This is a genomic window from Aggregatibacter sp. Marseille-P9115 (assembly GCF_920939465.1).
Lineage (GTDB): Bacteria > Pseudomonadota > Gammaproteobacteria > Enterobacterales > Pasteurellaceae > Aggregatibacter > Aggregatibacter segnis_B.
Genome location: NZ_OV100759.1, coordinates 623,091 through 647,318 on the forward strand (window position 1 = coordinate 623,091; position 24,228 = coordinate 647,318).

Genomic DNA, 24,228 nt, shown 5'->3' on the forward strand with positions numbered 1-24,228 from the left:
GTCTGATTGATTGTTAAAGAACAAAAAATTCTGAGAAGCCTCAGAATTAAAATTGGTCGGCGAGATAGGATTTGAACCTACGACCCACTGGTCCCAAACCAGTTGCGCTACCAAGCTGCGCTACTCGCCGATGGGGTGGCTAATGGGACTTGAACCCACGACAACCGGAATCACAATCCGGGGCTCTACCAACTGAGCTATAGCCACCATATTTAATAAGTTGAACTCGCATGACCTTTGGCGCGCTCGACAGGATTTGAACCTGCGACCTTTGGCTCCGGAGGCCAACGCTCTATCCAACTGAGCTACGAGCGCTAGAAGCGTCGTTGCGGGGCGTATATTAAAAGTTTAAAAAGTGCTTGTCTAGTTTTTTTTTATAAAAATTTATCATCAGCTATTTTTTTAGCCAAAATGAATATAATTTATAAAATTTCTGGTTATTTTTTATTTAACTCTAACTTTTTAGTGAAAAATTTAACTTCTATTTAGTTTTAGCCCGTTTAGCCGCACGACGTTTCATTCGACGTATCCAACGGGTAATCTTCCAAGCTTTCGTAATAGAATAAGAATAAAGGAAGAAGAGAATAATGAATGCGATGAACATGATCCATTCATTAATATAGTAAATTTCCCCTAAAATCCCAAAGCAGGCACACAATGCAGCGACAAAGGTAATTAACAAAAACGCCTGACGGGAAGTTAAACCTGCACGCACCATCAAATGATGGACATGCAAGCGGTCCGGACGGAATGGGCTCTTCCCTTTTCTTAAACGACGATAAATAATCGCCACCATATCCACCAAAGGAATAGCAATCACCCAAAGTGCGGTCACCGGGTTCATCGGATGACCTTTGCCTTGCGTACTTAACAACAGAATCCAAATAATCGTAAAACCAATTAAAGTACTGCCGGCATCGCCCATAAAGACTTTAAATTTCGGTCCCAAAGGAATCCCCAGATTCATCATTAAATAAGGAATCGTTGCAATAATTAAGCCAAAACTCCAATAAGCCAAATCCATTTGACCATCGCGATACATCAAAATACCGATCGCAGCGAAAGAAACACAAGACAAGCCGCCAAGTAAACCGTCAATACCATCGATCATATTAAAAGCATTAATGATGCCGATGGTCGCCAACACGGTAATAATCAAGCCGATAGATCCTAACGTGAGCTGGAATGGCCCTAAAATTTGCCCTAAATGATCGAGGTAAACATTCCCCATATCGATCATGAGAATGGCTAAAAATGCCTGAACGCCTGCGCGCAAGAAAGGGCTAATGTCATAACGGTCATCAATAATGCCGATTACTAGCAAGACTAAAATACTGAATAAATAAAGATAAGGTAAACGCGTTTGATCCCACTGCATGAGATAAAAACAAAGATTCCCCATAAACAATGAAATGCCGCCAATTAACGGAATTGCGCCTTGATGGCGTTTACGATAGTTAGGTTTATCCACCAAACCGATTTTAATAGCAACAGGGCGCATCACAAGTAAAGTTAAAAGTGCCCCAAGAAATGTAACAAATAACGTTAATAACATAGGTTTTCCCATGAAAATAAAATACGCAAAGGATATCACAAAGGCAAAAGGCTACATAAATATTTTTACTCACCTTCCTTTTTTTCAGTACAATAAAGCACTTTTTTGTATATAAGGATAAAAACGATGGTAAATTCAACCGCACTTTTCTCCCGCGCTCAGCATGTTATTCCGGGCGGCGTTAATTCACCGGTTCGCGCTTTTAACGGTGTCGGCGGCACACCGGTCTTTATTGAAAAAGCACAAGGCGCTTATATTTATGACACAGACGGTAAACAATATATCGACTACGTAGGGTCTTGGGGCCCAATGATTTTAGGACACAATCACCCCACTATTTTAAATGCCGTGATGAAAACCGCACAAAACGGCTTGAGTTTCGGCGCACCGACACCGTTGGAAATCGAACTTGCCGAATTAGTGTGTGAACTTATCCCTTCAATTGAAATGGTCAGAATGGTGAGCTCCGGCACCGAAGCTACGATGTCAGCCATTCGCTTAGCCCGTGGCTATACAAATCGAGATAAAATCATCAAATTCGAAGGGTGCTATCATGGTCATGCGGATTCCCTGTTAGTCAAAGCCGGTTCCGGTGCATTAACATTGGGGCAACCTAACTCACCGGGCGTGCCGGCAGATTTTGCCAAACACACGCTCACCTGTGCCTATAACGACATCGACTCTGTCAAACAAGCCTTCGAGCAATATCCTGACGACATTGCTTGCGTGATTGTCGAACCGGTCGCGGGCAACATGAACTGTGTTCCACCAAAAAATGATTTTCTGCAAGGGTTACGCAAACTTTGCGATCAATACGGCGCCGTATTCATCATTGATGAAGTAATGACCGGTTTCCGTGTGGCACTTGGCGGTGCACAACGTTACTACAATGTCACACCGGATTTAACCTGTTTAGGCAAGGTGATCGGCGGTGGTATGCCGGTGGGTGCCTTTGGCGGTAAGAAAGAAATTATGCAATACATTGCCCCAACCGGCCCGGTTTACCAAGCAGGCACCTTATCCGGCAACCCGATTGCCATGGCAGCCGGTATCGCTTGCTTAACAGAATTGAAAAAAGCCGGTAATGAGCAAAAACTGGCGCAACAAACGGAAAAATTAGCAAAAGGCTTGCAACAGCTTGCCGATAAGCATCAAGTGCCGTTTACCGTCAATTATGTCGGCGGTATGTTCGGCATTTTCTTTACTGATAAAAAAGAAGTGACTTGTTATCAAGACGTGATGACGTGCGATACCGAAAAATTTAAACGCTTTTTCCACAAAATGTTGGATTTAGGCGTTTATCTGGCGCCGTCTGCATTTGAGGCAGGCTTTATGTCTCTTGCGCATTCTGATGAAGACATCGACCGCACGCTAGCGGCAGCAGATATTGCTTTTGCTGAATTGGCATAATTCATAAAACACAAAGTGCGGTCAGTTTTAAAAACGTTTTTAAATCTGACCGCACTTTTATGTTTAATCGCTAATTTAAAATTTGCAACAAACGCGTCAGTAATGTCGCTCTCTCGGATTCATCCAAGGCACGTCCGAATTTATTCGTCAAAATAAAGAAATCTTCTGCTTTTTCACCAATGGTGGTGATTTTTGCATTAAGTAAGTTCAACTCCAAGTCACAGAAGACAGCGCTCACATCCGCCAACAAGCCAGCCTGATCCAGAGCGAACAATTCCATTTCAGTTTGATCGTTCTTCTCAAGATTCAAAAAACGCACGTCGGTTTTCACATGAAAATGAGCCAAATGGTGTTTTTCGCGCAGGCGTTGTTTATTCACCGTTTCTGACGTTAGGCTTTTCGTCAGAGCATCTTCCAACATGCGACGACGATCAAATGGCAACTCAGCACCATCCAATTCAGTCACAATAAAACTGTCCAACACATAGCCGTCTTGCGTAGTAATAATTTGCGCATCATGAATGCTGAGTTTTTTCGCGCCGATGGTACTTACCACTTTATTAAACAGGTTCGGGCGGTCGTTGGTATAAATAAAAATTTCCGTACCGCCGGCGGAAAACCGATTGCTCACTTTTACCAACACATCACCGGTAAATTCAGCAAGCAGTTGCGTGTGCCAGCTGATTTGCTGCGGCGAATTACGTAAAAAATAATCCAACGGGCAACGTTGCCATAGCTTTTCAATTTGCGCCTCAGAAAGTGCGGTGTTTTTTTCACGTATTTCTAACAACGCTAAGCGGCGATGCTCTTCAGCCTTTGCCTGATTATCCAACAAGGTTGCCAGCCCTTGGGCAAATTGTTGTGTGGTGTAATCATATAAGGTTGCTAATAAAGAACGCTTCCAGCTGTTCCATAAGGTTTCATTAGTCGCTACGATATCGGCGATGGTGAGACAGGTTAAATAATCTAAGCGTACTTGATTACGCACCCGCTCAGCAAAGCTCAACACAATTTCCGGGTCATGAATGTCCCGTCGTTGTGCGGTCACTGACATCAACAAATGCTGTTCGACCAGCCATGCCATGGTTTCTGTTTCGCGTTGGTCGAAACCATGCAGTACGGCAAACTCGCGTATATCTTCCGCCCCCAGTAATTCATGCGCGCCACCACGCCCTTTCGCGATGTCATGAAATAAGGCGGCAATATACAATAAAGTGCGGTCGGAAATTTGATGCATTATTTGATGGCAAATCGGGTGATTTTGTGCCGACGCTTCCGCTAAAAAACTTTCTAGTTTTAACATCACGCGCAGAATATGCTCATCCACGGTGTAACAATGGAACAAATCAAACTGCATTAAGCCGACAATATTGCCCCATTGCGGTAAATAAGCGGTCAGCACACCATATTGGTGCATGGGGAAAAATGCGCGTTGGATGGCATTAGGCTGATTAAACAACCGAATAAATTTTTCTCGTGCCGTCGGTAAATCGCATAAATAGCCTTGCCGTTGCTCTAGCGCCAAATACAGCTCACGTAACACGGAGGAATGGATCTCCGCCTGCGGATATTGCGTTAAATAATAGAAAAGATCGAGAATGCTTTCCGGCTGTTGTTCAAAGCATTGGCGATGACGCAAACAAATGGATTGATTTATCAAGCTGAAATTCACATCAAGCACTTGCTCGTTCACCACTTTATGTGGAGTTAAAAAATGCTCCTGATAATGCTTGACCAGTAATTCGCTCAGCAATGAAATGGAATGTAGCGCCTGAAAAAATTGCTTCATCATGGCTTCCACGCCTTGATTGCCCTCGCCTTGGAATCCCAATAATTCGCTGACTTTTAATTGACGATCAAATAAGAGGCGGTTGTCATAACGTTTCAAGATTAAATGCAATGCATACCGCACTTTAAACAGAAATTGTTGGCTTTTCAGCAACAAAGCATACTCCGCCGGATGAATAAATCCCGCTTGCAAAATTTCCTGCAAATTTTTTGCCCCGTTGTGGCGAAGGGCAATCCAATACAACAAATGCAAATCCCGCAAGCCGCCCGGACTGTATTTAATGTCGGGTTCAAGATTGTAAGACGTATTGTTATAACGTTGATAACGCTCATTTTTTTCTTGAATCTTTGCCTGGCAGAAATCGGTTTTTGACCAAAAAGTCGGTTGTTGCACCAATGCGACCAACTGTTTGAATAACGTTTGATTGCCGATTAAATAACGCGCTTCCAACAAATTTGTTGCCACCGTAATATCCGCCATGCCCTCCGCTTCACATTCAGCAAGGGTACGGATGCTCTGCCCGACGTTAAAACCGCAATCCCATAAAAATTGCACGAATTGACCGAGTGTTTCCTGCAGCGCAGCCGTTGGTGTTTGCTCGGTTAAAATCAAAATATCTAAATCGGAAAGCGGAAACATTTCCTGCCGCCCGTAACCGCCCACAGCAATCAGGCTTAATGCAGGATTATCGGTAAATTGAAAATGACGCCAGAGGTGCAAAAGGAATTGATCGTAAAACGCGGTACGATTGGCAATCAGTTGATCGATGGCTATTTTGTCAAAATTCGCCAGTTCAAACTGTTTTAAATTTTCTCTCTGAATTTTGACCGCACTTGGCGTGAGCTCGGCTTGGGTATCGTAAGGAAAAAGCATAGGTCGTCTTGCAAAAGCGGGAAATAGAAAAAATCCGCCACGGGAAACGTAGCGGATTTCAGTTAATTAAACGTTCACCATGACACGTTGGATACGCCCTTCGGCAATCTCTTCGTCACGGATGGTCATCACTTCACAGCCATTTTCCGTCACCACAATTTGGTGCTCAAATTGTGCAGAATGGCTACGGTCTTTGGTTTTCACCGTCCACCCATCGCCCATTAAACGCACTTCTTTTTTACCGGCGTTAATCATTGGCTCAATGGTGAACACCATGCCCGGTTTTAACACTACGCCGCCATCGTCTGCGTAATAATGCAAGACCTGTGGTTCGCAGTGGAATTCCGTCCCAATGCCATGGCCGCAATATTCGCGCACCACACTAAAAGTTTGAGATTCCGTATATTTTTGTACGGCTCTACCGATTTCATTTAAACGAATGCCCGGTTTAACCGTACGCAGACCGACATAAAGCGCTTCTTGCGCCGCTTCCACCAGCTTTTTACTGCGTAAATTGGTTTCGCCAACAATATACATTTTCGAGTTATCTCCAAAATAACCGTCTTTTATCACCGTGACATCAATATTCACAATATCGCCATTTTTCAGATGCTTATCAAAACTTGGGATGCCATGACAAACCACTTCGTTAATGGAAATGCAAGTCGCTTTCGGGAAACCATGATAATTCAAGCAAGCGGGAATAACTTTTTGCACATTCACCATATAATCGTGACAAATGCGATCCAATTCACCGGTACTCACGCCTTCTTTAATATACGGTTCAATCATCACCAACACATCGGATGCCAGTTTGCAGGCTTCGCGTAATTTAATAATTTCCTCTTCCGTTCTTAATGGAATACCCATGTTTATCTCCCTATTTAAAAAATTAATGGGCGGAATTATAGCACTGTGATAGAGAAAAATCCTTGATAAATTCTTGAATGGACTAGTCGGTTATTGGATAATACGCGCTCAAATAAATCGTGGGGAATTACACAATATGACAGAGATATCCGTTCCGTTAACCTTTACTGATGCTGCGGCACAAAAAGTGAAGTCTTTAATTACCGAGGAAGAAAACCCGGCGCTTAAATTGCGCGTCTATATTACCGGCGGCGGTTGTAGCGGCTTCCAATACGGCTTTACCTTTGACGAAAAAGTCAATGAAGGTGACTTAACCGTAGAAAATGCCGGCGTGCAATTAGTTGTCGATCCGATGAGCCTACAATATTTAATCGGCGGCACCATTGACTATACCGAAGGCTTGGAAGGTTCACGTTTTGTGGTGAATAACCCGAATGCCTCATCCACTTGCGGTTGTGGATCGTCTTTCAGCATCTAATATGGATTTTCAGTTTACCTCCCATCAAGGCAACACTGTCGCGAAATGCTCAATGGAGCACGAAGCCTTCGCCAACTGGTTTAACATTGAAGTGCGGTCAAATCCACAACTGATTTCCACCGCACTTTTTCATTTACAAAACTTGCCCGCCCCCCATGCGGCGGATGTCGTGTTAACCGGTGCCGAATACAGCTTATACATTAACGCAGATGAGGTGATGGCGAAGGCAAATAATCTCGCCATTGAGAATCAAGACGCATTGGAAGACGGTTTTTATTATTACGATGAGGAAAGTATCGCCTTTTGTGGCATTGAAGATTTTGCCCGTTTTTTACATTCTTACTTAGATTTTATCCGCGCCTAATCCCAACATTCAGCCCAAACGGTAACGCATATGGCAACAACACCTGCTCAAAATACGTCTTCCAAACAACCTTCTACAACGCCCCAAAAATCTTGGACGACAACCCTATTAAAAATTGCATTTACCGCCTTTTGTATGTTGTTTTGCTATTCCGCTTATTTGGATTGGCAAATTCGCAGCAAAATGGACGGGCAAATTTGGCGTTTGCCGGCGGAAGTGTATAGCCGTATTGAAAGTGTTCGGGTCAGCGACCAACTCAGCCTTGAGCAAATTAAACAACTCCTGCTCGATAACGAATATCGCCAAACCACAATGATCGCAGCACCGGGCGATTTTAAAATCGAAGACAACACCATTGTCTTATTGCGTCGTGCGTTCCCTTTCCCCGACACACCGGAGGCACAACGGGTTTTTCGTCTGCGTTTTGAAAATGACAAACTGGCAGTCATTGAAGATCTGATTAATGTCAAAGCGATTGATGAATTTCGCTTGGCGCCGAAATTGATTGCCATTTTGCAATCGGACAAAGAAGAACGTCTTGCGATTTCCTTGCAACAATACCCACGCTTACTCATTGATGCGTTATTACTGACAGAAGATCGTCGTTTTTTCCAACACGATGGCATCAGTCCGCTAGGCATTTTGCGTGCCGTGATCACCAATATTCAAGCAGGTCATACCGTTCAAGGCGGCAGTACGCTGACCCAACAACTGGTTAAAAACTTATTTTTAAGTAACGAACGCACCCTCACCCGTAAAATTAATGAAGCCTTGATGGCGTTAATTCTCGATTGGCGTTATGACAAAAACCGTATCTTAGAAACCTACCTAAACGAAATTTACCTCGGGCAGAACGGCGATAACCAAATTCATGGTTTTGAATTGGCCAGTCAGTTTTATTTCGGACGTTCCGTGCGCGAAATCAGCCTAGATCAAATTGCCTTATTAGTGGGCATGGTCAAAGGCCCTTCCCTCTATAATCCGTGGCGTAATCCAACGAATGCACTAGAACGCCGCAATGTGGTGTTGCATTTGATGTTGGAACACAAAATCATCGGTGAGGAACTGTATCAATTATTGAGCCAACGCCCGCTCGGTGTGCAAGAAAAAGGGAAAATTAGCCGTAAATACCCGGCGTTTATTCAAACCTTACAAACCGAATTACGCCACCAACTTGGCGAAGGCAAGACAGAAAATCTCCTGGGGGCGCGAATTTTCTCTACATTGGACGTGAAACAACAAGATCGCGCAGAACAAGCGGTAATCAGTGCCCTATCCGATTTACAGCTCAAACATAAGAATCCGTTTTTGGAATCCGCCATGGTGGTTGCCGATTATCAAACCGGTGAAGTACGCGCCATTGTTGGGGGATTGCAAACACAATTTGCTGGGTTCAACCGTGCCTTATCGGCTAAACGCCAAATCGGCTCGTTGGTAAAACCATCTGTTTATTTGACCGCACTTATGTATCCGGATCAATTTCGGTTGAACACACCGATTAACAACCAACCGATTACCATCAATGTAAAAGGCAGTCCGCCTTGGCAGCCACGCAATTACGACCGGAAATACAGTGGCTCGGTCATGCTGATGGATGCATTAGTTCGCTCATTGAATATTCCAACGGTCAATATCGGCATGAAGCTGGGGTTAACCAAAGTGATTTCAGTGCAACAAGCCATGGGTTGGGATAAAGTCACGATTCCCAAAGTCCCGTCAATGTTGCTGGGTTCCTACGCTATTTCGCCTTATGACGTGACCAAACTTTACCAAACCATCGCTAATGAAGGGGCAAGCATTCCGCTCAACACCATCAATAGTGTGGTGGATAGACAAGGCAATGTGGTTTATTCCCGTGAATTTGAGCCCAAACAAGTGGTTCCACGTGAAGCCGCCTTCCAAACGCTCTTTGCTATGCAACAAGTGGTTGATCGTGGCACAGCTCATAGCCTACAACCGGATTACGCCTATTTACACTTAGCCGGCAAAACCGGTACTACTAACGATGCTCGCGACACTTGGTTTGTCGGCATTGATGGCGAAAACGTCACCACCATTTGGCTTGGCCGAGACGACAACGGTGAAACAAAACTCACCGGTGCCAGCGGTGCGTTACAGGTCTATAAAGAGTATTTAAAACGCACCACCACCCGACAGTTAAAACTTCATAAACCGGAAGAAATTAAATGGGTCGGTATCAATGCCTATGGTGGTTGGGATTGCAGTAGTGCTCGCACAATTCCTGTTTGGGCCGACAGAAATCAATCTTTCTGCCAACAAACCGAATATACGCCGACAACACCTTCCGTCAATGCCGTTGAAAGCAATAATGTTACGAAACAAGAAAGCGTTTGGGATGTGTTAAACGAAGGTAATTCAGCACCGGTGGAAGACGCAAGACCGGCAAATTAACGCAATAACGTTTACATCCACTTTAAAAAACACTGTAAAAAAAGACCGCACTTTAACACCTAAAGTGCGGTCTTTTTTTAATGTATTTTGTGAGGGCGCAACAACATGAATCCCTCACAAAATGGTGTTGCTATTGCCAGTGTTTCTTCTTCGATGTATGCCCGATACCCGGGTTAAAACTGTTGGTTGGATCGAGCGCTTTATAGAATTTACGCAACGCCGGTTTCGCTTCATATAAATGGCCCACATTATGTTCTGCCGGGTATTGTGCACCGCGTTTATCAAGCAATGCCAACATTTGATGCTCCAATTCCATGCAATCATGCCCTTTTTTAACGATGTAATCCTGATGGAAAACATGACACATAAAATGCCCGTAATACAATTTATGGCTGATTTTTTGGTCAATCTCAGGCGGTAGCGTTTCAAACCACTCACGATCATTGCGACGTAATGCAATATCCAGTGCCACAATATCTTCCACCTCTTTTTCATGAATTGCACGATAACGAATCGCTGCTGAGGCAACGGCAAAGCGGTGTAACATCGCTGCTTGAGTTTCTACGGCATCACATTCAAAAAAAGCGCCTTTGCTGCTCTCTTTAAAGTAAGAGGTTAAATAATCCCGCGCTTCCTGTACGCCATCACCGCCCATTTTAACAATCAAGTGATGTTCGTATTGATCACGATATTGCCATAATTTTTTCGGCAAATGTTCCGGCAAAACCCTTGAAATCGCCTGCATGATTTTGTCGCTGAAATGACTTGGCATAAAACTGATTTTTTTAGCCAAACGATCCACTTTGGCTTTCATGGAAAATAACTTCGGCAACCAATGTGTGCCAAATTTCTTGATAACCCAGAACGTATCTTTACCGTATTTGGCTGCCACATCAAACGCGTCACGATGAATATACTCGCCGGAAATCGGTAGCTGTTTAAAATTCGCCAACATATGACGACGAAGATCATTTAATGCTTCAGTTTGATTGGTGCCAATATAAAATACCGCGGTCTTATTCTCCGCCACAAAGGTATCCAAACGGACAGCAAAAATCGCCAATTTACCTGCACAACCGGACGCCTCATAGTGACGTGCCGGATCGGCATTAAAACGTGCTGGGCTGTCTTCATCCACTTGGCGCACATGATTGCAGTAGGCATGGTCGTGGCCTTTGCCACAATCTAATTGAATGTCTTTGCGCTGATAACGTTGATTATCCAAATTCTCTAAAATTTCTTCCGGCGTTTCACCCAAATCAATGCCTAAATGATTAACGAGCTGCAATTCCCCCTGCTCTGTTAATTGCGCATAAAGCGCCATTTCCGTGTAAGCCGGCCCACGTTGCACCAACGCACCACCGGAATTATTACAAATACCGCCAATCACCGAGGCGCCAATACAGGAAGAACCGATGACAGAGTGCGGTTCACGTCCGTGTGGTTTTAAAGCGATCTCTAATTCATTTAGCGTAGAACCCGGCAAACAAACCACTTGTTGCGCATCGTTAATTAATTGAATGCCTGAAATGCGCATGGCATTGATGATCACAATGTCGCGATCGTAATCATTACCATCGGGCGTGGAACCGCCAGTTAAACCGGTATTGGCGGCTTGAGCAATAACAATAACATCTGCTGCCACACAAGCTTTAAGAATCGCCCAAAATTCCGCTAAATTTCCCGGACGGACTACGGCTAAAGCATTTCCGTTACCAAAGCGATAACCACTGCGATAGGCTTCCGATTTACTCGGGTCGGTAATCAAATATTTGTCTCCGACAATTTGACGAAGTTGACTAATTAATGAAGTACTGGTCATAGATTGTTACCCTTATGTTAAAAATAACGTTAACGAAAAACGCCAAAAGAATAACAGAAATTGACCAGTAAAACAGAGTAAAAATACACTTTTTTTAGACCGCACTTGATTGTACAAAAGTATTAGTTTGATTAAAGCTGAAACAATTAAGTTACATAGATCACATTTTTTTAAAAAATATGCGCATTTTTTGATAACTAGATCACACTTTCTCCAAATAGGTATATTTTTTCTAAGCGTATTCTCTAGAATTCGTTAGATGTTTTAATCGCTAATTTATTATTAACAGGAGTAAACATGTCTTTTTTCCTAAGCGTCTTACCTATTGCTTTACTGATCTATTTAATGGTGAAGCGTAATGCTTTACCGTCTTACGTTGCGTTACCTTGGATTGCAACACTTGTCATGGGCGTGCATTTATTGCACTTCAATACAGACATTATTACCATCAGCGCGAATGTAACCTCCGCTATCGTCGCGGTACAAACCCCAATTACCGTTATTTTCGGCGCGATTTTATTCAACCGTTTCAGTGAAGTGTCCGGTGCAACCGACATCATGCGTAAATGGTTAGGTAACATTAACCCAAACCCGGTTGCACAATTGATGATTATCGGTTGGGCGTTTGCTTTTATGATTGAAGGCGCCAGTGGTTTCGGTACACCCGCCGCTATTGCCGCACCAATTCTGATGGGCTTAGGTTTTAATCCGTTAAAAGTAGCGATGCTTGCCTTAATTATGAACTCCGTTCCAGTGTCTTTCGGTGCGGTCGGCACACCAACATGGTTTGGTTTTGGTCCGCTTAAATTGTCTGAAGACATGGTACTAGAAGTCGGCTCCATCACAGCGCTGATTCACTCTGTGGCAGCCCTGCTTATCCCATTGTTGGCATTGCGTGTACTTGTCAGCTGGAAAGATATTCGCCAAAACTTGGTCTTTATTTATATCAGTGTCTTTGCTTGCGTTGTGCCTTATTTACTGATTGCACAATTTAACTATGAATTCCCGTCTTTAGTGGGCGGCGCAATCGGGTTGTTTGTTTCCGTCTGGGCGGCAAATCGCAATATCGGGTTAGCAAAAGTCGAAAACACATTAGATAGCAATGCGGTAACCACCGGTCAAGTGGTTAAAGCCCTCTTCCCTACCGGTTTGTTAATTGCGTTTTTAGTCGTAACACGTATTCACCAACTGCCGTTTAAAGCGATGATGAACGACACCACCGTTTGGTTTACTACCGCGTTAGGTTCATTAGGGACATTCGAAATCAGTAAAGGCCTTATCTTCAGCCTAAAAAATATCTTCGGTTCAGATGTTTCCTCAAGCTATAAATTGCTTTATGTGCCGGCATTAATTCCATTTGTTATCACGGTATTAATTGCCATTCCGGTATTCGGCGTTTCCGGTGCAAAAGTCAAAGATATTTTTGCCACCAGCTTGAAACAATCCAAAAATCCATTTATCGCCTTAATCGGTGCCTTAGTAATGGTAAACTTAATGTTAGTGGGTGGCGAACATTCTATGGTGAAAATCATTGGCCGTACCTTTGCCGAAGTGACCGGTAATGACTGGACGATTTTCTCCTCTTACCTTGGTGCGGTAGGTGCGTTCTTCTCCGGTTCTAACACCGTATCTAACCTAACTTTCGGTAGCGTACAATTATCCACCGCAGAGACCACCGGTTTATCTGTCGCATTAATCTTGGCACTACAATCTGTGGGCGGTGCAATGGGTAACATGGTATGTATTAATAATATCGTTGCCGTGTCTTCCGTATTAAACATTCAAAATCAAGAAGGCACCATCATCAAAACAACGATCATTCCAATGGTGATTTACGGTATCATTGCTGCGCTTTGTGCCACGCTATTAATCCCGTTGTTCTACACGTTGTAGCGGCAACACATAAAATTAACTAAAAAAACGACCGCACTTTTGCGGTCGTCATTTAATTTTTTTACTTATTTCTCTTTTTTAACATTGGAGTATTACTATGAATGTGAATTTCTACGTGACCTGCATTGCCGACGTAGTAAAGAGCGGTGTGGCGAAAAATACCGTTCTATTACTGGAAAAGTTGGGCTGTCAGGTGACCTTTTTGGAAAAACAAGGTTGCTGCGGACAACCTGCATTAAACAGCGGTTATACCAAACAAGCCCTTCCCGGCATGAAAAACTTGGTCGAAACCTTTGAAGCCAACAATTACCCTATCGTCGCCCCTGCCGGCTCTTGCGTTTATGCCGTTAAAAATTACCCGGATTACTTCACTCGCGCCAATGAACCGGAATGGGCGGAACGCGCGAAAAAAGTCGCCGCTCGTTTCTATGACTTAACGGATTTTATCGTCAATAAACTCGGCGTAACCGACATCGGTGCCCATCTGCCGGGTCGTGCAGTTTATCACCCTTCCTGCAGTCTTTTCCGTAAACTTGGCATCGTAGACGAGCCGATCACATTACTAAAACACGTTAAAGGTTTGGAACTGTTACCCATTCACAATCAACAAACTTGTTGCGGATTTGGTGGCACGTTCTCGGTCAAAATGGCGGAAATTTCCGGTGAAATGGTAAAAGAAAAAGTGGAACACGTTGAGGAAGTCGAACCGGAATACTTAATTGGTGCAGACGTGAGCTGTTTACTCAATATCGGTGGTCGCCTACAACGTGAAGGCAGCAAAATCAAAGTGATGCACATCGCAGAAGTGTTAATGCAGGAGTAATAAACTATGTCATTAAAAACCAGTAATCTTGCATTTAAAGCACGCGTTGATCGCGAAGTCCATAATGAAATCATGCGAAAAGCGGTGGTAAAAGCCCAAGAAACTATCGGCACAAACCGTCAAAAAATGGTGGATGAGTTAGGTCACTGGGAAGAATGGCGTGATTTGTCGAAACAAATCCGTAACCACGTTTTAGCAAACCTTGATGCCTATTTATACCAACTTAGCGAAAAAGTCATGGAAAACGGCGGTAAAGTTTATTTTGCTGAAACCGCCGAAGAAGCCACCGAATACATTCGCCAAGTCGCGCTGAAAAAAAATGCCAAGAAAATCGTGAAATCCAAATCCATGGTAACAGAAGAAATTGGGTTAAATGGCGTGTTGGAAAAAGAAGGCATGCAAGTCATTGAAACCGATTTAGGGGAATATTTACTGCAAATTTCCGGCGACAAACCATCTCATATTGTGGTACCCGCGATTCATAAAGATCGTCACCAAATTCGTAAAGATTTACATGAAAAACTCGGTTATGAAGGTGCAGAAACACCGGAAGACATGACCCGTTTCGTGCGTGAAAAAATTCGTCAGGATTTCTTAGAAGCAGACATCGGCATCAGCGGTTGTAACTTTGCCGTTGCAGAAACCGGCTCTGTTTGTTTAGTTACGAATGAAGGTAACTTGCGTTTAGCCACTACTCTACCGAAAACCCACATTGCCGTAATGGGGATGGAACGCCTAGCGCCGACGTTCCAAGAAGTAGACGTGTTAATTACCATGCTTGCCCGTAGTGCGGTGGGTGCCAGATTAACCGGTTACAACACCTGGCTTACCGGCCCTCGTCTTGCCGGCGAAACCGATGGCCCGGAAGAGTTCCATTTAGTTATTGTCGATAACGGTCGTTCCGATATTCTGGCTTCCGAATTCCAAGAAGTTTTACGTTGTATTCGTTGCGGTGCATGCTTAAATACTTGCCCGGCTTACCGTCAAATCGGTGGTCATGGTTATGGCTCTATTTATCCGGGTCCAATTGGCGCGGTGATTTCTCCGTTACTTGGCGGCTATGACGAATTTAAAGAATTGCCGTATGCCTGTTCCTTGTGTAACGCCTGTAACTCCGTTTGTCCGGTACGCATTCCGTTAGCCCAACTGATTTTAAAACACCGTGAAAAAATGGTGGAACAAGGCAAAACGCCGGCATTGGAACGCTTATCCATTTTCGGTTTTGGCTTTGCCAACTCCCATCCAACCTTATGGAAAATCGGTGTAAACACCGGTGCCAAATTAGCGGGTAAACTCATTAAGAACGGCAAAGCACCAATTAAAATGGGTGCCTTGGCAGAATGGACAAAAGCCCGTGATTTACCGACACCTGAAGGCGAAAGCTTCCGTCAATGGTTCAACAAAAGAGGAGCAAACTAATGGATTTACAAAATAGAGAAAACTTCCTCAATAAATTGGCAGCCAAAATGGGCAAACAACGTGCCAATGTGCCGGCAAGCATGGCGACACCGGTAAATACTTATCCAACAGAACGCCTGACCCATCTCACCCAAGCAGAACTTTGCGAAGAATTTGTAAACTTCGCCAAAGTGATGATGGTGGATGTGGTTGTGACGTCAGAAACGTTAGCAAAACAGACCGCACTTGAGCTTTGCGAAAAATATGGTGGCGGTGATTTAGTGTTAAACGATGACTCACGTTTAGAAGAACTCGGCATCACCGAGGCGGTTCAAGAAAAATACACTTGCCATATTTGGTCACCGGAACAGGCGGAAGCGAACATTGCCAAATCGGAACAAGCCAATATTGGGATTGTTTACGCCGAATACGGTTTAACCGAATCAGGCGGTATCGTGCTATTTTCCCAAGCTGAACGTGGACGTTCTGTGAGCTTACTGCCGGAGAAATCCATTGTCGTTGTACGCAAAAGCAAGATACTACCCCGTGTAGCACAACTGGCAAAAATCCTACATGACAAAGCGCAACAGGGCGAACGTATGCCTTCTTGTATTAATATCATTTCCGGCCCAAGTTCCACGGCAGATATTGAATTAATCAAAGTGGTTGGGGTACATGGCCCAGTGGCGAAAATCTATCTTGTCATTGATGATTTAGCACAAAACTAAAACATCCTCGCCATGAGATAAAAAGGAAAGTTGCCAAACTTTCCTTTTTTATGCGCCATAAAAAATGCTCATTTTGTGATCTACCTCAGAGATCAAACAAGAATTTACTTGCACTAAAATTTTATTAGAGGATAATAATTCTCAATTATATCTATAGGCAAATGCAATAAATCAAGGAGATGCGCATGTGTTTTTCCCGTTGGTCTCAATCTGTTCTTTTTAGTTTTATGCTTCTGTTTTCAGCATTTACCCACGCAGAAGATAACTATCAGCAATGGGTACAAGACATTGAAAATCGCTTGGATAAAACCACCGCACTTTATGCCGAAAATAAAGTTGACGATGCCCGCACTGAAGTCCAAATGGCGTATTTTGAAGTATTTGAAAATCTTGAAGGCCCTATTCGTATTAACTTTTCCGCTCAAAAAAGCTATCAAATGGAAGCCACCTTTGGTGAAATTCGCAAGATGATTGGTGACGGTCTGCCACAAGAGCAAGTTAAAGCCAAAATTGACGGTCTCAAAGCCGAATTACAAGAAGTGCTTCCTTCTTTAAAAGATGGGCATCAACTTAACGCCTCCGCGCAACATGGCGTATATGAAAACCAAACTATTACCCCTCATTGGCAAAAAAGCTTTAAAACTATCGATGATTTATTAGCTCAAGCCATGACGGCGTATGAAGCGAAAGATTACGCAACAGCCAAAAAACTTGTGCAACAAGCGCAATACGATGGGTATAAAAACTCCGAAATGGAAATGTCCATTCGCCAAAATCGTTCCGCCGCCATTTCCGGCAATCTTAATCAACAGTTTTATGATTTAATCAAACTGAGCGAACAACCGGATCAAATCAGCAATTTCGGTTATCAAATCACGACATTATTACAAGACGTTGAAGAACAACTGCCTGACTTACCAACCACTCGTGATACACAAGTGGAACAGCCTGCCAATCAAACTATCGCTGATACCACGCAGGACAAAGACTGGTCGCAGGTTAGTGCACAAGTGAACGCAGGCATTCAACAAGCCATCGGCTTGTACGAGCAAGGCGAAGCCAAAAAAGCCATGTTAGCCGTGCAAGATACCTACTTTGACATTTTTGAAAGCACCGGCATGGAAAACAAAGTGGGTTCCCGCGACAGCAATTTCAAAACCCAACTAGAAGGCTATTTCACTCGTTTGGTGAGCTTAATGAAAGCCGGTGCAGAGAAAGAAAAGTTACAAGAACAAGCGCAAGGATTAGGCCAAGATTTGAGCAAGGCTGTAGAAATGTTACAGGGCGGAGAACAGACTGCATGGAGTATGTTCTTATACAGCTTATTAATCATCTTGCGTGAAGGCTTGGAGGCGCTATTAATTGTTGCTGCCATCGTGGCATATTTAGTAAAAAATAACCATCAGGACAAACTACCTGTCATTCGTCAATCCGTCTATGTGGCATTACTCAGTAGCCTTATTACTGCAGTGATCTTCCAACTTATTTTCTCTAATTCCGGCGCCAGCCGAGAATTGTTGGAAGGTTTCACAATGATGATAGCCGTGGTGATGTTGTTCATGATGAGTTACTGGTTGCTTTCCAAAGTGGAAGCGCAAAACTGGAAACGCTATTTGGAAGGCAAACTCTCTACCGCGCTCACCACCGGCTCTCTTGTAGGTCTGTGGCTGACCAGTTTCCTTGCCGTGTATCGTGAAGGGGCAGAAACCGTGTTGTTCTACTATGCCCTCGCCGGCGATGCACAAAGTGCGGTGGATTATTTCTATCTTTTCGGCGGTTTCTTCCTTGGCGTGATAATTCTAGCCGTATGCTATTTCCTCATGCGCTATACCGTGGTGAAATTACCGCTTAAACCGTTCTTTATGTTCACCGGCTCATTCATGTATTTAATGGCCTTTGTGTTTGCCGGTAAAAGCGTACTGGAACTTATCGAAGGCAAATTATTTGAACCAACCTTGGTTTCCGGCATCACGGAAATCTCATGGTTGGGTATTTATCCTTATGTAGAAACATTGGTTCCGCAGGCTGTCTTGTTGGTGGCTGCTGTTTTTGCATTCATTTATATGAAGTACCAAAGCAGAAAATCTGCTTAATGTCGCACAAGCTATACTTATTCAGTTAAGGAGAAACTAAGTATGAAAAAAACATTAATCGCCACCGCACTTTTAGCAGGCATGATCACCGCACCGGCAGCCTTAGGCTTCAAAGAGTTCCCTGTCGGTGAACCAGTGACTATGAACGAAATGGAAATTGCCGCTGTGTATTTGCAACCGGTTGACATGGAACCTCGTGGCATGGGCTTGCCGGCAGCGAAATCCGATATTCACTTAGAAGCGGATATTCACGCCACCAAAGGCAACAAAAACGGTTTCGGTGAAGGTGAATGGATGCCTTACTTAACCATTCAATATACCCTAGTAAACAGCGACACCGGTGAAAAACAAGAAGGCACCTTCATGCCGATGGTAGCCAGCGACGGTCCTCACTACGGTGCAAACATCAAAATGATGGGCGTGGGTAACTATAAATTAACCTATCACATTGACCCGCCACCAAAAGCCGGTATGCACCGTCACACTGACGAAGAAACCGGTGTTGGCCGTTGGTGGAAACCGTTTGATGTTAACTATGAATTCAAATTCACCGGTTTGAAATAAACCTTTCAGGTGTTAACTAAAAATAACAATAAAAACACCTTGAAATCACTCAAGGTGTTTTTTTATGCTAGAGCATAATCTCTGATCAAAAATAAGCGATATGATTCATTCACCCTTTCGGAGTAAGCTATGAACTATTTTTTTGTTTTCCTCATTCAAACCCTACTCCCTATTTCTATTTTGCTCAGTTGCAGTTGGGCACATTACCCGAACGCCAATGCGAAAAAACTCATTTGGCTTTCTCTTTTCGGATTTTTTATCGGTAGCCTAGTCTCGCTGAATTTACCTGCAACACAAAGTGCAAAACTCTCTGTTACCATTATTGCATTGTGTATTTTATTGTTTGCTTATTTCAGCCAATTTATCTATTGGCAAAAACTCAATACCTTTTGGCATATCATGTTGTCTATGCTTGCCGGACACTTGTGGGCGAAAGATCCCAATATTGCGGCTATCACCGGCACAGACGTCATTAACACCGATTTTTTACTTCAATTCAGCGCGATCATTTTGGGCGTTATTTTCTGCATTATTGTCGCCGGTTGGCTATTTATTTTATTTCAACAACAAAAAACGCCCGGAAAAACGACCGCACTTTCTGTTTTCTTAACCTCCCTTTTCACACTGCTATTAATAACCCCATTGATGGGCGATATCTTGTTGATTTTAATGAAGCTTCAAGTGATAGATCTCACAAAAATGCGGTTAAGTTTTGCGGCAAAATCAGGCAATATTTCCATCTATTTGAATTATATTAACGTCGCGGTATTGGCATTTATTGTGTGCCTATTTGCTTTCAAAACACACTTGCCACGCCTTCATCAAGTTAAGCAAGAACAAGACCCGATTGAAAAACGCAAAGCCATTGCCGCCAAACGCACCTCCGGCAAAATTATTGCTTACGGTTTAGTCGCAACCGCTATCATCCTTGTTTCCCAACTTTATTGGGACAGAATTGCGTCCCAGCCGCCACAACTTTCGGAAGCGCAAAGAGTCACCTTAGATGGGGAAAACAACGTACACATCCCAATCGAACAAGTAAAAGACGGGAAATTACACCGTTTTCTTTGGGTTGCCGACGATGGCAAAGCGGTACGTTTCTTCATTATTAATCGTCTGCCAGACAAACTCAGTCTTGCTGCCGTATTCGATGCCTGCATTTTATGTGGCGACCAAGGTTATGTCATGGAAGGCAACCAAGTGGTATGCGTGGGTTGCGGTGTGCGTATGTTTACCCCTTCCATCGGCAAACCGGGCGGTTGCAATCCTGTGCCAATCGATGATTGGAAACAAACGGATACGGAAGTGGTCATCAACAAGAAAAACTTGGAAGAAGGTTTGAGCTATTTCAGCACTATCATTGAAATTGAAGTGGTAGATCCCGTCAATGGTAAGAAATTGACCAACACTAAAACGGAACACAAATACAATCATGAAGGCAAAACCTATTTCTTTACTGATGAAAAGAACTTAGAACTGTTCCGTGATAATCCTGAGGCCTATTTAAACCAACCCGATGAAGCCACAACCGCCAAGGAGGAAAAATAATCATGTTAGCGCGAATGTTATTTCAATCTTGGCGTTACGGTTTAAAGCGTAAGTTTCTTGCCATTGTCACCATTTTCCTCGCTGCCGGTTTGATTTCCGCCTTGCTCGCCGTGTCGATCGATATTGGCGACAAAATGGCAAAAGAGTTGAAATCTTACGGTGCCAACATTTTGGTGGAACCGGCTAGCAGTGCCGTTTTGCCAGATGATGTCAGCGGCCGTAGTTCCCTCGCTACGCAAGATTTTTTAGATGAAAAAGAACTGCCGAATGTGAAAGACATTTTCTGGCGCAACAACATTGTGGGGTTCGCCCCCTTACTGAGCACGCAGGTGAAAGCCAGTGTGGCTAACGGCGCAGAAAACGATGTGGGCATCCTCGGGACATTTTTTGATCATAATATTCCTGTGCCGGATGAAGAGGATTACCATACCGGGCAAAAAATCATCAGCCCTTACTGGCAAGTAGAAGGCGAGTGGGTGGATGATGCTACTGATGATTTCGGTGAACAAGTTCCTGCCCTACTCGGTGCCCAACTTGCCAAACAACAGCAATGGAAAATCGGTGATGTGATTACCTTAAGTTATCAGACGGAAGAACACGCACCGCAACAACACATGACCGCTATCGTAAAAGGCATTGTTAAAACCGGTGGCACAGAAGAACAACAACTGATTTTGCCGTTAAGTGCGGTGCAAAATTTACTTAGATTAGAAGGCAAGGTACAGGCGATTAAAGTCTCTGCGCTCACCGTGCCGGAAAATGATTTATCCCGCAAAGCCCGCGCCAATGTGGACGGTTTAGCCGCAGAGGAATATGACCGTTGGTATTGCACGGCCTACGTTTCCTCTATTTCCCATCAATTGGAAGAAGCGATTTCCGGCGCGATTGTTCGCCCTATCTGGCAAGTCGCGGCTTCCGAAGGCGTCGTCATTGAAAAAATTCAATTATTACTCGCTGTCGTCACCCTTGCCGCACTGATTGCCGCCGCCATGGGCATTGCTTCATTAATGACCACAACCATTATCGAACGCAGCAAAGAAATCGGCTTAATGAAAGCGCTCGGCGCCTATCAATGGCAAATCGTCTTGCTGTTTTATTGCGAAGCCATCATCAGCGGCTTAATCGGTGGTATCTTAGGTTGCATTGCCGGTTGGGGCTTAGCACGTTTTATCGGTGCCACGTTATTTGGCGCACCGCTCAGTTTCGCCTGGATCGTTATCCCTTGCGTACTGGTACTTTCCGTCTTGATCGCCGTGATCGGCGCTTGGTTCCCGGCACACCGAATTGCCCGTCTTTATCCTATCGAGGTACTTTATGGCAGACAATAAACCTATCAATATGTTTTGGCGCTTGGTGTTACGCGCCTTGCGTCTGCGCTTGCAACGGGTATTCATCATTTTTGCCGCACTCACTGTGGGCGCAAGCATTGTGACGGCAATGGCGGCGGTGTACTTCGACATCAACACCAAAATGAGCCAAGAACTGCGTACCTTCGGCGCCAATTTTTATATTGGCCCAAGCAACGGCAATTTAATCAAAGTGGATCAAGTGCAACAGATCCTTGACCAAGCACCGAAAGGCTTAATCACGGCGGCAAGCCCCTATTTATATGGCGTGACACGTAGTGATTTGGAGAAAATCGTAATGATGGGCGTGTGGTTTGAAGACATAAAAACCCTTGCGCCTTATTGGCAAATCACAGGCAATCCTATCGGGGTAAACTTCGACGAGCGCAACGCCATGATCGGTAAAACTCTCGCGGAACGGCTCAATTTAAACATAGGCGATAAACTCACATTAAGCCTGAACTCCGTGGATAAACACCAGTTCAATATTAAAGCCATCGTAGAAGCGGGCGATGCCACCGACAATATGTTGATCGTGAGCCTGGATTTTGCACAAAACTGGTTAGAAAAAGAAAACTTGGCGACCAACGTATTGTTAAACGTCAAAAACGATCAAGGCCAAGTGGATCAATTCGCCCAACAGTTGCAACAACAATATCCCGATTTAGACATTCATCCGATCCGCAAAGTCTCCGCCTCCGAAGGGCAAATTTTAGATAAAATCAAAGGCTTGATGGGCTTGATTTCTGTAGTGATTTTGATTTTAGCCACCCTTTGCGTGAACACCACCTTAATCGCCATTGTGGGCGAACGAGCGAAAGAATTTGCGTTGCAAAAAGCTCTCGGTGCGAAAAGCCGAGACATCATTAAACAAATCGGCGCAGAAACCTTGATTATCGCCCTTTGCGCCATTGTATGCGGCTTAATCATCGGCTACCTATTAGCACAGGTGCTCGGCCTAACCGTATTCAAAGCCTATATTGATATGCGTCTGCCGGTGCTCCCGATTACCATTACTTTATCCTTATTAGTGGCGTTTATCGCGGTTATTGTACCGACCCGCCACGCTTTAGAGATTCAAACCGCCAACGTATTAAAAGGGGAATAACATGGCTAAACCAGTCATTGAAACACAGCATTTATATAAAAGATTCGGCCAAGTGACCGCACTTGAAGACATTAATATTCAAATTGCCGAGGGTGAATTCGTCTCCATCATGGGTGCCTCCGGTTCAGGTAAAACCACATTAATGAATATTCTCACCGGCTTGGATACAGCAACCGAGGGCAAAGTGATTTTAGACGGTGTGGATGCCGCACAACTGGACGAAACGGGCAGACAACGTTTCCGCGCGGAAAAAATCGGCTTGGTGTTCCAACAATTTCACCTCATCCCCTATTTAACCGCGCTTGAAAACGTGATGCTGGCGCAACATTATCACAGCGTGGTCGATGAAGCCGCCGCCAAAGCAGTATTAGATCAAGTGGGCTTGGCGCATCGTATGAATCACCGCCCAAGCCAACTTTCCGGCGGGGAACAACAACGGGTGTGTATTGCACGCGCCTTAGTGAACCAGCCGCCGGTCATTTTTGCCGACGAACCGACCGGCAACCTCGATGAAACAAATGAAAATTTGGTGTTGAATTTACTCACGGAATTAAACCGGCAAGGGCGCACGATCGTCATGGTGACCCATAACCCGGACTTAGGCAAACTCACCAATCGCATTATTTACTTGCAACACGGCAAATTATTGCGTGAGGAAAAAAATGCGGGTTAATTTTCTTCGTTTTCTCGGTATAAGTGCGGTCGTTTTTTTCAGCGTTTCCTGCAAAGAGGAATCTGCGCAAATTGGCCAACCTGCCCCGGAAATTGCCGCCTTCGATCTGCAAGGCAATAAAGCCTCATTAAGCGACTGGCAGGGCAAAACCGTGCTCATCAACTTCTGGTCGGAAACCTGTGGCGCATGCATTGCGGAATTAAGAACCTTGCAACAATGGGCGGAAAAATACCCGAACCAAGTGCAACTGATCGCCATGAATATCGACGGCGAAAAGGCCGACACGCAAGCGATTGTCACCAAACGACAACTCACCTTGCCGATATTTAAAGATCAAATGAAAATCACTGCCGAACGTTACCAACTTGTCGGTACACCAACCTCTTTCGTGATTGACCCAAGCGGCAAAGTAATATATAAATTCGAGGGTTTACTCCCTGAAGAGGAACTACAACGCCTCTTTACCCCAACGAAAAACTAA

At 44.2% G+C, this 24,228-nt stretch carries 19 protein-coding genes and 3 tRNA genes; 15 read left to right on the top strand and 7 right to left on the bottom strand.

All coding sequences use genetic code 11. The annotated features are described in order from the left end of the window. Positions 1–53: 53 nt before the first annotated feature. The 4 genes from LQ983_RS02800 to wecA all read right to left on the bottom strand — a co-directional run bounded on the left by LQ983_RS02800 (position 54) and on the right by wecA (position 1,555). Positions 54–130: transfer RNA gene (locus LQ983_RS02800), tRNA-Pro, on the bottom strand. Position 131: 1 nt separating this feature from the next. Beyond that, a tRNA-His gene (locus LQ983_RS02805) sits at positions 132–207 on the bottom strand. A 31-nt stretch (positions 208–238) separates the two neighbouring features. Continuing rightward, a tRNA-Arg gene (locus tag LQ983_RS02810) sits at positions 239–315 on the bottom strand. Positions 316–481: 166 nt separating this feature from the next. Then, entirely contained in the window at positions 482–1,555 is a 1,074-nt protein-coding gene (wecA, locus tag LQ983_RS02815; RefSeq protein WP_230621556.1) for a UDP-N-acetylglucosamine--undecaprenyl-phosphate N-acetylglucosaminephosphotransferase, read from the bottom strand. 126 nt (positions 1,556–1,681) lie between these two features. Between wecA and hemL the strand changes: the two genes are divergently transcribed. Next, a complete protein-coding gene (hemL, locus tag LQ983_RS02820; RefSeq protein ID WP_230621557.1) occupies positions 1,682–2,965 on the top strand; it encodes a glutamate-1-semialdehyde 2,1-aminomutase in 1,284 nt (427 codons plus the stop codon). A 70-nt stretch (positions 2,966–3,035) separates the two neighbouring features. Here hemL and glnD read toward each other — a convergent pair whose 3' ends face one another. Continuing rightward, a complete protein-coding gene (glnD, locus tag LQ983_RS02825; RefSeq protein WP_230621558.1) occupies positions 3,036–5,627 on the bottom strand; it encodes a bifunctional uridylyltransferase/uridylyl-removing protein GlnD in 2,592 nt (863 codons plus the stop codon). A gap of 66 nt (positions 5,628–5,693) precedes the next feature. After that, positions 5,694–6,497, bottom strand: a complete 804-nt coding sequence (map, locus tag LQ983_RS02830) for a type I methionyl aminopeptidase (protein WP_230621559.1) — start codon at positions 6,495–6,497, stop codon at positions 5,694–5,696. Positions 6,498–6,633: 136 nt separating this feature from the next. Between map and erpA the strand changes: the two genes are divergently transcribed. Genes erpA through mrcB form a run of 3 tightly spaced genes read left to right on the top strand, consistent with a single transcriptional unit; the run spans position 6,634 to position 9,751 of the window. Next, positions 6,634–6,975, top strand: coding sequence for an iron-sulfur cluster insertion protein ErpA (erpA, locus tag LQ983_RS02835; RefSeq protein ID WP_006718546.1), 342 nt, complete (start codon positions 6,634–6,636; stop codon positions 6,973–6,975). Position 6,976: 1 nt separating this feature from the next. Continuing rightward, a complete protein-coding gene (locus LQ983_RS02840) occupies positions 6,977–7,339 on the top strand; it encodes a YacL family protein (protein WP_230622595.1) in 363 nt (120 codons plus the stop codon). 30 nt (positions 7,340–7,369) lie between these two features. Further along, positions 7,370–9,751, top strand: coding sequence for a penicillin-binding protein 1B (gene mrcB / locus LQ983_RS02845; RefSeq protein ID WP_230621560.1), 2,382 nt, complete (start codon positions 7,370–7,372; stop codon positions 9,749–9,751). A 130-nt stretch (positions 9,752–9,881) separates the two neighbouring features. Here mrcB and dld read toward each other — a convergent pair whose 3' ends face one another. Further along, complete coding sequence (dld, locus tag LQ983_RS02850) at positions 9,882–11,573, bottom strand: D-lactate dehydrogenase (protein WP_230621561.1); 1,692 nt, start codon at positions 11,571–11,573, stop codon at positions 9,882–9,884. Positions 11,574–11,870: 297 nt separating this feature from the next. On the opposite strand from dld, the gene LQ983_RS02855 reads away from it, so the two are divergent. From LQ983_RS02855 to LQ983_RS02905, 11 genes are all read left to right on the top strand, one after another. After that, positions 11,871–13,466, top strand: a complete 1,596-nt coding sequence (locus LQ983_RS02855) for a lactate permease LctP family transporter (protein ID WP_111296990.1) — start codon at positions 11,871–11,873, stop codon at positions 13,464–13,466. A 97-nt stretch (positions 13,467–13,563) separates the two neighbouring features. Next, complete coding sequence (locus LQ983_RS02860; protein WP_230621562.1) at positions 13,564–14,289, top strand: (Fe-S)-binding protein; 726 nt, start codon at positions 13,564–13,566, stop codon at positions 14,287–14,289. Between the two features lie 6 nt (positions 14,290–14,295). Further along, positions 14,296–15,708: a LutB/LldF family L-lactate oxidation iron-sulfur protein gene (locus LQ983_RS02865; RefSeq protein ID WP_048749086.1), complete on the top strand. Its 1,413-nt coding sequence runs from the start codon at positions 14,296–14,298 to the stop codon at positions 15,706–15,708. Next, positions 15,708–16,415 (top strand): lactate utilization protein C, encoded by a 708-nt coding sequence (locus LQ983_RS02870; RefSeq protein WP_230621563.1) that lies wholly within the window; start codon positions 15,708–15,710, stop codon positions 16,413–16,415. The genes LQ983_RS02865 and LQ983_RS02870 overlap by 1 nt, the downstream gene beginning before the upstream one ends. Positions 16,416–16,600: 185 nt before the next feature. Next, on the top strand, positions 16,601–18,508 hold the full coding sequence (locus tag LQ983_RS02875) for an FTR1 family protein (RefSeq protein WP_230621564.1): 1,908 nt from the start codon (positions 16,601–16,603) through the stop codon (positions 18,506–18,508). Positions 18,509–18,550: 42 nt separating this feature from the next. After that, positions 18,551–19,072 carry an iron transporter gene (locus LQ983_RS02880; RefSeq protein WP_006718557.1) on the top strand — a complete coding sequence of 174 codons (522 nt, stop codon included), beginning with the start codon at positions 18,551–18,553 and terminating at the stop codon, positions 19,070–19,072. Positions 19,073–19,201: 129 nt separating this feature from the next. After that, positions 19,202–20,620 carry a Fe-S-containing protein gene (locus LQ983_RS02885; protein WP_230621565.1) on the top strand — a complete coding sequence of 473 codons (1,419 nt, stop codon included), beginning with the start codon at positions 19,202–19,204 and terminating at the stop codon, positions 20,618–20,620. A gap of 2 nt (positions 20,621–20,622) precedes the next feature. Beyond that, the gene (locus tag LQ983_RS02890) at positions 20,623–21,948 is read left to right on the top strand and encodes an ABC transporter permease (RefSeq protein ID WP_230621566.1); all 1,326 of its coding nucleotides are present in this window, start codon (positions 20,623–20,625) and stop codon (positions 21,946–21,948) included. Continuing rightward, positions 21,935–23,074, top strand: coding sequence for an FtsX-like permease family protein (locus tag LQ983_RS02895; RefSeq protein WP_230621567.1), 1,140 nt, complete (start codon positions 21,935–21,937; stop codon positions 23,072–23,074). The genes LQ983_RS02890 and LQ983_RS02895 overlap by 14 nt, the downstream gene beginning before the upstream one ends. Before the next feature lies 1 nt (position 23,075). Then, positions 23,076–23,747 carry an ABC transporter ATP-binding protein gene (locus LQ983_RS02900; RefSeq protein WP_006718561.1) on the top strand — a complete coding sequence of 224 codons (672 nt, stop codon included), beginning with the start codon at positions 23,076–23,078 and terminating at the stop codon, positions 23,745–23,747. Beyond that, positions 23,737–24,228 carry a TlpA disulfide reductase family protein gene (locus LQ983_RS02905; RefSeq protein WP_230621568.1) on the top strand — a complete coding sequence of 164 codons (492 nt, stop codon included), beginning with the start codon at positions 23,737–23,739 and terminating at the stop codon, positions 24,226–24,228. Before LQ983_RS02900 ends, LQ983_RS02905 begins: the two co-directional genes overlap by 11 nt.